This window comes from Pseudomonas sp. KBW05 (assembly GCF_003852405.1).
Taxonomy (GTDB): Bacteria; Pseudomonadota; Gammaproteobacteria; order Pseudomonadales; family Pseudomonadaceae; genus Aquipseudomonas.
Map to the genome: position 1 here is coordinate 102,567 of NZ_QAJM01000008.1, position 11,339 is coordinate 113,905.

The following is an 11,339-nucleotide window of genomic DNA, read 5'->3' on the forward strand; positions in this document are numbered from 1 at the left end:
TCGGTGAGGACGGGGCGAATCTTAATGGCGCTTTGGAAGTGTGTCAAATTTATTTTCAACATTTTCCAAAGTTTTTTGCCGGGATAACAATCACTTACCGGCGAAACCCCGGAAAACCGGGGTTTCGCCGTTGCAGCAGGCTTATTAGGCGATAGCGCCCAACAGCTTTTCCCACTCTTTGTTTTCTTTCTTCGAGACACCACCAAGCAAATCAAGGGCTTGGCGCAGACGGAAACGGGTGAGGTCCGGGCCGAGAATTTCCATCGCATCGAGCACCGACACCGAACTGGCCTGCCCGGTGATCGCGGCAAACATCAGCGGCATGGCATCGCGCAGCTTCAACTCCAGGGATTCCACCACCGCCTGGATCGTCGCGGTGATCGCATCCTTCTCCCACTGGCGCAGGCTTTCCAGCTTCCACAGGATCAACTGCATCAACTGGCGCACCTGGTCGCCCGAGAGTTTCTTGGATTCGAACAGCTTGGCATCCGGGTTCACCCCCCCGGCAAAGAAGAAGCTGGCCAACGGCGCGACCTGGCTGAACGTCTCCACCCTGCCCTGCACCAGCGGCGCGATCTTCATCATGTACTCAGGGTTCAGCGCCCACTGCTGCACACGGCTGGCGAACTCTTCCACCGGCAGGTCACGCAGCCACTGGCCGTTGAGCCACGACAGTTTCTCGATGTCGAAGATCGGCCCACCCAGGGAAACGCGAGACAGGTCGAAGTTGTCGACCATTTCCTGCAACGAGAACTTCTCGCGCTCGTCCGGCATCGACCAACCCATGCGGCCCAGGTAGTTGAGCATCGCTTCCGGCATAAAGCCCATGCGCTCGTAGAACGTCACCGAGGTCGGGTTCTTGCGCTTGGACAGCTTGCTCTTGTCCGGATTACGCAACAGCGGCATGTAGCACAGCTGCGGTTGTTCCCAGCCGAAGTATTCGTAGAGCAGGATCAGCTTCGGCGCCGATGGCAGCCATTCTTCGCCGCGCAGCACGTGGGTGATGCCCATCAGGTGATCGTCGACCACGTTGGCCAGGAAGTACGTCGGCAGGCCGTCGGTCTTCATCAGCACTTGCATGTCCATACGATCCCACGGGATCTCGACGTCACCGCGCAGCATGTCCGGCACCACGCACACGCCTTCGCTCGGCACTTTCATGCGGATCACGTGGGGCTCGCCGGCCGCCAGGCGCTGCGCCACTTCTTCCTTGGACAGCAGCAGCGCGCGGCCATCGTAACGCGGGGTTTCGCCGCGGGCCTGTTGCTCGGCGCGCATCTGGTCCAGTTCTTCAGCAGTGCAGAAGCACGGGAACGCATGGCCCATGTCGACCAGTTGCTGGGTGTACTGCTTGTAGATGTCGCTGCGCTCGCTCTGGCGATACGGGCCGTGTGGGCCGCCGACGTCCGGGCCTTCGGCCCAGGTAATGCCCAACCAGCGCAGGGCATCGAAAATCTGCTGCTCCGACTCGCGGGTCGAGCGCACCTGGTCGGTGTCTTCGATCCGCAAGATGAATTCACCACCGTGCTGCTTGGCAAAGCAGTAGTTGAACAAGGCGATGTAGGCAGTGCCGACGTGGGGATCCCCAGTAGGCGATGGCGCGATGCGCGTGCGGACGGTGGTCATGGCGGGTCTCGAATGGGCGATAAAACTAGAATTGAAACAAGGGGCGAATGGTAACAGCCCTCGGCACTTGGGCTCCAGCACCCACCTTATCGAGCATGGCATTTAGGCCAAGCTTCGGTCTCAACGTCAGTCATGGCTATTGGACAGATGCTTGGGTGGCTATATTCCATTACCTCTTGTTACAGACACTGCCCCCATGCCAGCCCCACTCAAGCGCCGCCTGTTTATCTTCGTGTTTATCGTGATCCTGATCGGCCTGGGTTTCTTCGCCCACTGGTTCTTCAAGGGCCGCTTTTATGAAAGCACCGACAATGCCTACGTGCAGGGCGAAATCACCCGCGTCTCCAGCCAGCTCGGCGCACGCATCGTCGACGTGAAGGTGGGCGACAACGAACACGTACAAAAAGGCCAGCTCCTGGTGCAGCTCGAAGGCGACGACTTCCACCTCGCCGTCGACCGCGCCAACGCCGCCCTGGCCATGCGCGAAGCCGAACGCACCCAGGCCCAGAGCAAGCTCACCCAACAAGCCAGCCTGATCGCCGCCGGCGCGGCCAAAGTGGCGTCGAGCCAGGCCAGCCTGGGCCGCTCGCAGATCGACTTGTCCCGCGCACAAACCCTGCGCAAACCGGGCTATGTCTCGGAAGAACGCGTGACCACCCTGTCCGCCGACAACCACATCGCCCGCTCCCAGGTGACCATGGCCGAGGCCGATTTGCAGGGCCAGCGCCAGCAGGTCAACGCCCTCAACGCCGAAATCAAGCGCCTCGACGCGCTGATTTCCAACGCCAGGACCGACCTGGCCCAGGCCGAACTCAACCTCACCCGCAGCGAAATCCACGCACCCATCAGCGGCCTCGTCGGCCAGCGCGCCGCGCGCAACGGCCAGTACGTGCAGGCCGGCGCCTACCTTCTGTCCATCGTTCCCGACCAGGACATCTGGATCCAGGCCAACTTCAAGGAGACCCAGATCGGCCACATGCAGCCCGGGCAAAAAGCCCAACTGACCTTCGACGCCTACGCCGACACGCCCATCGACGCGCGGGTAGACAGCCTTTTCGCCGCTTCCGGCGCACAGTTCAGCCTGCTGCCACCAGACAATGCCACGGGCAACTTCACCAAAGTCGTACAACGGATTCCGGTAAAACTCACTTTCGCGGCGGATAACCCCCTTCACGGCAAGATCCGTCCCGGCATGTCCGTGACCGTCAAAGTGAACATCCAAGACCAGCCTGATGGCCGGTGATCAACTGCTGCGCCCGGTCGGCGAACCGACCCGGCGCGACTGGATCGCGGTGATGAGCGTGATGCTCGGCGCGTTCATGGCGGTGCTCGACATCCAGATCACCAACTCGTCGCTCAAGGACATCCAGGGCGCGCTGTCAGCCACCCTGGAAGAAGGCTCGTGGATTTCCACCTCCTACCTTGTCGCCGAAATCATCATGATCCCCCTCACCGCCTGGCTGGTGCAGCTGCTCTCGGCGCGGCGGCTGGCGGTGTGGGTGTCGGTGGGGTTCCTGATCGCCTCGCTGATGTGCTCCATGGCCTGGAGCCTGGAAAGCATGATCGTGTTCCGCGCCCTGCAAGGCTTCACCGGCGGCGCGCTGATCCCGCTGGCGTTCACCCTCACCCTGATCAAGCTGCCCGAACACCACCGTGCCAAAGGCATGGCTATGTTCGCCATGACCGCCACCTTCGCCCCGTCCATCGGCCCGACCATCGGCGGTTGGCTCACCGAGAACTGGGGCTGGGAGTACATCTTCTACATCAACGTGCCACCGGGCCTCCTGATGATCGCCGGGCTGCTTTACGGCCTGGAGAAAAAGGCGTCGAACTGGGACCTGCTGAAAAGCACCGACTACCTGGGCATCGTCACCCTCGCGGTGGGCCTTGGCTGCTTGCAGGTGTTTCTCGAAGAAGGCCACCGCAAGGACTGGCTCGAATCCAGCCTGATCGTCAGCCTCGGCAGCATCGCCCTGCTCAGCCTGATCACCTTTGTCATCGTGCAGCTCTCCAAGCCCAACCCGCTGATCAACCTGGGCATCCTGGCCAACCGCAATTTCGGCCTGTCGAGCATCGCCAGCCTGGGCATGGGCGTGGGCCTGTACGGCTCGATCTACCTGTTGCCGCTGTACCTGGCGCAGATCCAGAACTACAACGCGCTGCAGATCGGCGAAGTGATCATGTGGATGGGCGTGCCCCAGCTGTTTCTGATCCCGCTGGTGCCGAAGCTGATGAAGTACGTGTCGCCGAAATGGCTATGCACCGTGGGATTCGGCCTGTTCGGCCTGGCGAGTTTTTCCTCGGGGGTGCTCAACCCGGACTTCGCCGGCAGCCAGTTCAACCAGATCCAGATCATCCGCGCCCTTGGCCAGCCGCTGATCATGGTCACCATCTCGTTGATCGCCACCGCGTACATCCTGCCCCAGGACGCGGGTTCGGCGTCGAGCCTGTTCAACATCCTGCGCAACCTCGGCGGCGCCATCGGCATTGCGCTGCTGGCGACCTTGCTGGATGCGCGCACCAAGACCTACTTCGATTATTTACGCGAGGCGCTGGTACCGACCAACCCGCAGGTGGCGGAACGCTTGGCGACGCTGGCGCAGACGTTCGGCAGCGACACGGCGGCGCTGGGCAAGCTCAGTGAGATCACGCACCAGCAGGCGCAGATCATGGCCTACAACGATGCGTTTCACTTTGTCGGGTTGGCGCTGGGGATCAGTATGGTTGCGGTGTTGCTGACCAAGGCCTTGCCGGCGGGATTGAAGGCTGGGGAGAGTCATTGAGACCGTGGAGCCCCATTCGCGAGCAAGCCCGCTCCCACATTTGACTGCATTTCAAAGTTGGAACACGGTCAAGAGTGGGAGCGGGCTTGCTCGCGAAGAGGCCCGCCCAGTCACTACAAATCAAACAGCCAGCAATCGCTCGCGCAACTTGCCAATCTCATCCCGCGTCTGCGCCGCCGCCTCAAACTCCAGATCCCGCGCCAACTGGTACATCTTCTCTTCCAACTGACGAATCCGCTTGGTGATCTCACTCGGCGAGCGCAGTTCGTTCTCGTACTTGGCGCTTTCCTCGGCGGCCTTGGCCATGCCTTTGCGCTTCTTGCTACGCGAGCCCGGCACGACGGCGCCTTCCATGATGTCAGCGACATCCTTGAACACGCCCTTGGGCGTAATGCCGTTGGCCAGGTTAAAGGCAATCTGCTTGTCGCGACGACGCTCAGTCTCGCCAATCGCGCGCTCCATGGAGCCGGTGATGCGGTCGGCGTAGAGAATCGCCCGGCCATTGAGGTTACGCGCGGCGCGGCCGATGGTCTGGATCAGCGAGCGCTCGGAGCGCAAGAAGCCCTCCTTGTCGGCATCGAGGATCGCCACCAGCGACACTTCCGGCATGTCCAGGCCTTCACGCAGCAGGTTGATCCCCACCAGCACATCAAAGGTGCCCAGGCGCAGGTCGCGGATGATTTCCACACGCTCCACGGTGTCGATGTCCGAGTGCAGGTAGCGCACGCGCACGCCGTGGTCGGCCAGGTAGTCGGTCAAGTCTTCGGACATGCGCTTGGTCAGCGTGGTGACCAGCACCCGCTCTTCCAGGGCCACGCGCTTGTTGATTTCGGAGAGCAAATCGTCGACTTGGGTCAGCGCCGGGCGGATTTCGATCTGCGGGTCCACCAGACCGGTCGGGCGCACCAGCTGCTCGATCACCCGGCCGGCATGCTCGGCCTCGTAGTTGCCCGGCGTGGCGGACACGAAGATGGTCTGCGGGCTGATGCTTTCCCATTCGTCAAAACGCATCGGCCGGTTATCCAGCGCCGAGGGCAGGCGGAAACCGTATTCCACCAGCGTCTCTTTACGCGAACGGTCGCCCTTATACATCGCGCCGACCTGCGGCACGCTGACGTGGGATTCGTCGATCACCAGCAACGCGTCGGCGGGCAGGTAGTCATACAAGGTCGGCGGCGGCGCGCCGGATTCGCGGCCCGAGAGGTAGCGCGAGTAGTTTTCGATGCCGTTGCAGTAACCCAGCTCCAGGATCATCTCCAGGTCGAAACGGGTGCGCTGCTCCAGGCGCTGGGCTTCCACCAGCTTATTGTTGGCGCGCAGGTATTCGAGACGCTCGGCCAGTTCGACCTTGATGTGCTCGATGGCATCCAACAGGGTTTCACGCGGGGTGACGTAGTGGCTTTTCGGATAGAACGTGAAGCGCGGCAACTTGCGGATCACCTCGCCGGTCAACGGGTCGAAGGCCGACAGGCTCTCGACTTCATCGTCGAACAGTTCGATGCGGATCGCTTCCAGGTCGGATTCGGCCGGGTACACATCGATCACATCGCCGCGCACGCGGAAGGTGGCGCGGGCAAAGTCCATGTCATTGCGGGTGTATTGCAAATCCGCCAGGCGGCGCAGCACTTCACGCTGGTCGAGTTTGTCGCCGCGATCAACGTGCAGCACCATCTTCAGATAGCTTTCCGGGCTGCCCAGGCCGTAGATGCACGACACCGTGGTGACGATGATCGCGTCCTTGCGCTCCAGCAGCGCCTTGGTCGCCGACAGCCGCATCTGCTCGATGTGGTCGTTGATCGACGCATCCTTCTCGATAAAGGTATCGGAGGACGGCACATAGGCTTCGGGCTGGTAGTAGTCGTAGTAGGAAACGAAGTACTCGACGGCGTTGTTCGGGAAGAACGACTTGAACTCGCCGTACAACTGCGCGGCCAGGGTCTTGTTCGGCGCCAACACCAGGGTGGGCCGGTTGACCTGGGCGATCACGTTGGCAATGCTGAAGGTCTTGCCCGAACCGGTCACCCCGAGCAGCGTCTGGTGGGCCAGGCCGGCCTCGATGCCTTCGACCATCAGGCGAATCGCCTCGGGTTGGTCGCCGGCGGGTTCAAAGCGGGTGACGAGTTGGAAATCCGACATAACGTACCTCTTGAAGTCACCCCAGACTGTAAACCCGTCGGGAACGAAAAAGACCGCCACCCACGAAAAATCAGAGCGGGCAGCAGGAAAAAACCATGATAGCCGTAGAAGTGGTGGCGAATGTGACGGGTTTCAAGGCAATCGTCTTACACGCCTTGCCCGGCCAATGTTGCAATAAGACTAACGGTCAGCAAATAAACCGAAAAACTTGGCCGAAAAGCCGTTTCGGTTGTCGCCTCAGGCGGTGATGGCCTCTATACTAGCTCCCCGTTTGTGCACCGCTCTAGTGCATTCGGCTGGAGCGCGACACGTCCCTCCATTCCCCCATAGAGCTGCCGCAAAAATGAGCCTGTTCTCCGCTGTCGAAATGGCACCACGCGATCCTATCCTGGGCCTCAACGAAGCATTCAACGCCGATACACGAACCACCAAGGTCAACCTTGGCGTAGGCGTTTACTGCAACGAGGAGGGGAAGATTCCACTCTTGCGTGCCGTTGCCGAAGCGGAAGCCATTCGCGTGGCGCAACATGCCGCCCGTGGCTACTTGCCAATCGACGGCATCGCGGCCTACGACAAGGCCGTACAAACCCTGCTGTTTGGCGCTGAATCGCCGCTGCTGGCCGCTGGCCGCGTCACCACCGTGCAAGCGGTTGGCGGCACCGGCGCGCTGAAAATCGGCGCTGACTTCCTCAAGCAACTGCTGCCAGACGCCGTCGTCGCCATCAGCGACCCAAGCTGGGAAAACCACCGCGCGCTGTTCGAAACCGCCGGTTTCCCGGTGCAGAACTACCGCTACTACGACGCCGCCACCCACGACGTCAACCGTGCCGGCCTGCTCGAAGACCTCAACGCCCTGCCGCCACAGTCCATCGTGGTGCTGCACGCTTGCTGCCACAACCCGACCGGCGTCGACCTGAGCCCGGCCGACTGGCAGAACGTGCTGGACGTGGTCAAGGCCAAGAACCTCGTGCCGTTCCTCGACATGGCCTACCAGGGCTTTGGCGACGGCATCGACGAAGACGCCGCCGCTGTGCGCCTGTTCGCTGAGTCGGGCCTGACCTTCTTTGTGTCCAGCTCGTTCTCCAAGTCGTTCTCGCTGTACGGCGAACGCGTCGGCGCACTGTCCATCGTCGGCGAGTCCAAGGAAGAAAGCGCGCGCATCCTGTCCCAGGTCAAACGCGTGATCCGCACCAACTACTCCAACCCACCGACCCATGGCGCGGCGATTGTAGCCGCTGTGCTGAACAGCCCTGAGCTGCGCGCCCAGTGGGAAGCCGAACTGGCAGAAATGCGCCTGCGCATTCGTGGCATGCGTGAGCAAATGGTGTCGGAATTGGCCAAGGCCGCTCCGGGCCACGACTTCAGCTTCGTCGGGCGCCAGCGTGGGATGTTCTCCTACTCCGGCCTGAGCGTTGAGCAAGTCACCCGCCTGCGCACCGAGTTCGGCATCTACGCCCTCGACACTGGCCGTATCTGTGTGGCGGCGTTGAACCAGTCGAACATCAACGCGGTCACAAAGGCAATCGTTCAGGTGCTGTAAGCCTGTAGCTGTTGCACAGGAGGGGAAGCCAATGGCTTCCCCTTTTTTGTCGCCAGCCCCTAGACTGAACCTTGCCCGCCCCTTTGCTGTGAGATCCTTATGAGAAACGACGACCTGGACCTGCGTGCCGACCGTGACGAGCTGGATGATTACGCGCCGCGTGCGCCGCAGGTCAAGCGGCAGAAAAGCCTGGTGTTGCAGGTGGCGCTGGGTGTGTTCCTCGGTGGACTGGCGTTGTGGCTGGTGCAACTGGGTGCGACGGCGCTGATGACCAAACTTGCGATGGGCACCCTGCAGTTCGGCGGCTGATGAAGATCAAAAATGTGGGAGCGGGCTTGCTCGCGAATGCAGTGTGTCAGACGATACATGTGTAACTGAAACACCGCATTCGCGAGCAAGCCCGCTCCCACATTGGATCTAGGTCGCTACTAGATTGCGTTCCTCCAGCAGCTTTACGAAGCTATTCAAACTCTGCGACACCGTGCCCCGCCGCCAGATCAGCCACGTGTGCAACACCCGAAAGCTGTCCATCAGCGGCCACACGCTCACCGCCGCAAACCCCGGCATGCTTTCCAGCATGCTGCGCGGCATCAGGGCCAGGCCCGCGCCGGCGCTGACGCAGGCGAGCATGCCGTGGTACGACTCGATCTCGAAAATCTTGCCCGGCACCGCGCCGTCCTGGGAGAACCAGCGTTCAAAGTGGTGCCGGTAGGAGCAGTTCGAGCGAAAGGTGTAGATGTTCTCGCCGTTAACATCCTGCCCCCGGGTGATCGGCGCGTGATGCAACGGCGCGATCACCACCATCTCTTCTTCAAACACCGCCACGCCTTCCAGCGTGGCGTGCAACACCGGCCCATCGACAAACGCCGCCGCCAGGCGCCCCGACAGTACGCCTTCGATCATCGTGCCCGACGGCCCGGTGCTCAGGTCCAGTTCGACTTTGGTGTGTTTCTGGTTATACGCCGCCAGCAGCGCCGGGATGCGCACCGCCGCCGTGCTTTCCAGTGACCCGAGGGCAAACGCGCCCTGGGGCTCCTCCCCCGCCACCGTCGCGCGGGCTTCCTGCACCAGGTCGAGGATGCGCCGCGCATAGCCGAGGAAGTTCCAGCCCGCCGGCGACAGGCGCAGGCGGCTCTTCTCGCGGATAAACAATTCCACGCCCAGGTCCTGCTCCAGTTGCTTGATGCGGGTGGTCAAGTTCGACGGCACCCGATGAATCAACTGCGCGGCGGCGCTGATGCTGCCTTGTTCGGCAACGGCCTTGAAAATTTCCAGCTGCACCAAGTCCAAGTCATTCTCCAATCGTGAATGTATTGCTTAATATTATTCAGTTTCCAGAAAACAACCAGCCCCGTAACCTGAACTCAACTTACCCATTCAGCAGGACGGTGCCATGAACGCGACCACTCACGCCCTCTCGATCAACCCGGCCAACGGCGAAACAGTCGGCAGCTACCCGTACGAATCCGAAGCGCAGCTGGACGCCGCCCTCGACCGCGCCACCGCCGCCTTCGGCACCTGGCGCCGCCAGCCGGTCAGCCAGCGCGCCGAGCTGTTGCTGGCCCTGGCCGCCGCCCTGCGTGAGCAAGCCGAAGACATGGCACAGATGATCACCCGGGAAATGGGCAAACCCATCGCCCAGGCCCGTGCCGAAATCGAAAAATGCGCCCTGCTCAGCGAATGGTATGCGGCCCAAGGCCCGGCCATGCTTGCACCGGAACCGACCCTGGTGGACAACGGCAGCGCCCGTATCGAATACCGCCCACTGGGCCCGATCCTCGCCGTGATGCCGTGGAACTTCCCGGTCTGGCAAGTGCTGCGCGGCGCCGTGCCGACTATGCTCGCCGGCAACACCTACGTGCTCAAACACGCACCGAACGTGATGGGCAGCGCCTACCTGATCCAGCAAGCGTTCAAAAAGGCCGGCTTCGCTGACGGCCTGTTCGAAGTGCTCAACGTGACCCCGGACGGCGTGTCCAAAGCCATCGCCGACCCACGTATCGCCGCCGTCACCCTCACCGGCAGCGTACGCGCCGGTATCGCCATCGGCTCCCAGGCCGGGGCCGCGCTGAAAAAATGCGTGCTGGAACTGGGCGGCTCCGACCCGTTCATCGTGCTCAACGACGCCGACCTCGACGCCGCTGTGCAAGCTGCGTTGATCGGTCGCTTCCAGAACAGCGGCCAAGTCTGCGCCGCCGCCAAGCGCCTGATCATCGAAGCCGGCGTGGTAGAGGCGTTTACCGCCAAGTTCCTCGAGGCCAGCCGTGCCTTGGTGATGGGCGACCCGACTTCGACCGCTACCTACATCGGCCCGATGGCCCGCTTCGACCTGCGCGACGAGCTGCACGGCCAAGTCCAGGCCACCCTGGAAGAAGGCGCGACCCTGCTGTTGGGCGGCCATAAAGTCGCAGGCACAGGCAACTACTATGAGCCGACCGTACTGGCCAACGTTACCGACCAGATGACCTCGTTCAAACAGGAACTGTTCGGCCCTGTCGCCTCGATCATTACCGCCCGTGACGCCGACCACGCCGTGGCACTGGCGAATGATAGCGAGTTCGGCCTCACGGCCAGCATCTTCACCACCGATGCGGCGAAAGCGCGCGATATCGCCAACAGGCTGGAAACTGGTGGGATCTTCGTCAACTCGTTCAGTGTTTCCGACCCTCGGGTGGCGTTTGGCGGGATCAAGAAGAGTGGCTTTGGCCGTGAGCTGTCGCACTTTGGCGTGCGGGAATTCTGCAATGCGCAGACCGTGTGGCTGGATCGCAAATAACCCACTGACAGGACGAACGCTGTACCGGTGGCGAGGGAGCTTGCTCCCGTTGGACTGCGCAGCAGTCCCAGCCCTTAAAAGCTGGGGCCGCTTCGCGGCCCAACGGGAGCAAGCTCCCTCGCCACAGGTTGCTTTTTACGCTTGCCAATTCCTGGCTGACTAGCCCCCTTGCACAGTTGATTTCCGGTGTTTTCACGGGCCCGATCGACTACCATGGCGCGCCGGTTCCCGAAGGGGACTAACAGGGAATCCGAAGCGCGGCCCGTCGCGCCAATCGGAACTGCCCCCGCAACTGTAGGTGCCGAGCCTGCTCCCCACTGCCACTGGACACTGTCCGGGAAGGCCGGAGCGAGGCGATGACGCACGAGTCAGGAGACCTGCCGGCCCAGCGTTATCACCAACCGGCGGGGTGTCCGGGAAGGACATCCTTGCGCGGCCCCGGCGGCCGTATCCGTGGGTGTATTTCCACTACCGTACC

8 protein-coding genes and 1 riboswitch are annotated in these 11,339 nt (G+C 62.0%); of the genes, 5 read left to right on the plus strand and 3 right to left on the minus strand.

The window, feature by feature from the left end:
• Positions 1–144: 144 nt before the first annotated feature.
• The gene (gene gltX / locus DBR46_RS08185; protein WP_017737872.1) at positions 145–1,626 is read right to left on the minus strand and encodes a glutamate--tRNA ligase; all 1,482 of its coding nucleotides are present in this window, start codon (positions 1,624–1,626) and stop codon (positions 145–147) included.
• A 196-nt stretch (positions 1,627–1,822) separates the two neighbouring features.
• Between gltX and DBR46_RS08190 the strand changes: the two genes are divergently transcribed.
• Together DBR46_RS08190 and DBR46_RS08195 are read left to right on the plus strand one after the other, a co-directional pair.
• Positions 1,823–2,869 (plus strand): HlyD family secretion protein, encoded by a 1,047-nt coding sequence (locus tag DBR46_RS08190; RefSeq protein WP_124525741.1) that lies wholly within the window; start codon positions 1,823–1,825, stop codon positions 2,867–2,869.
• Positions 2,870–2,918: 49 nt separating this feature from the next.
• Complete coding sequence (locus tag DBR46_RS08195; RefSeq protein ID WP_177414018.1) at positions 2,919–4,409, plus strand: MDR family MFS transporter; 1,491 nt, start codon at positions 2,919–2,921, stop codon at positions 4,407–4,409.
• A gap of 120 nt (positions 4,410–4,529) precedes the next feature.
• Here the strand turns inward: DBR46_RS08195 and uvrB are convergent, their stop codons facing one another.
• Positions 4,530–6,545, minus strand: coding sequence for an excinuclease ABC subunit UvrB (gene uvrB, locus DBR46_RS08205; RefSeq protein ID WP_124525744.1), 2,016 nt, complete (start codon positions 6,543–6,545; stop codon positions 4,530–4,532).
• Positions 6,546–6,888: 343 nt separating this feature from the next.
• Between uvrB and DBR46_RS08210 the strand changes: the two genes are divergently transcribed.
• Together DBR46_RS08210 and DBR46_RS08215 are read left to right on the plus strand one after the other, a co-directional pair.
• The gene (locus DBR46_RS08210; protein ID WP_124525745.1) at positions 6,889–8,085 is read left to right on the plus strand and encodes an amino acid aminotransferase; all 1,197 of its coding nucleotides are present in this window, start codon (positions 6,889–6,891) and stop codon (positions 8,083–8,085) included.
• Positions 8,086–8,184: 99 nt separating this feature from the next.
• A complete protein-coding gene (locus DBR46_RS08215; protein ID WP_124525746.1) occupies positions 8,185–8,394 on the plus strand; it encodes a hypothetical protein in 210 nt (69 codons plus the stop codon).
• A gap of 108 nt (positions 8,395–8,502) precedes the next feature.
• Here the strand turns inward: DBR46_RS08215 and DBR46_RS08220 are convergent, their stop codons facing one another.
• Entirely contained in the window at positions 8,503–9,375 is an 873-nt protein-coding gene (locus DBR46_RS08220; protein ID WP_124525747.1) for a LysR family transcriptional regulator, read from the minus strand.
• A 103-nt stretch (positions 9,376–9,478) separates the two neighbouring features.
• Between DBR46_RS08220 and DBR46_RS08225 the strand changes: the two genes are divergently transcribed.
• Complete coding sequence (locus DBR46_RS08225) at positions 9,479–10,861, plus strand: aldehyde dehydrogenase family protein (RefSeq protein WP_124525748.1); 1,383 nt, start codon at positions 9,479–9,481, stop codon at positions 10,859–10,861.
• Positions 10,862–11,066: 205 nt separating this feature from the next.
• A riboswitch (cobalamin riboswitch) is annotated at positions 11,067–11,261 on the plus strand.
• Positions 11,262–11,339 lie beyond the last annotated feature (78 nt).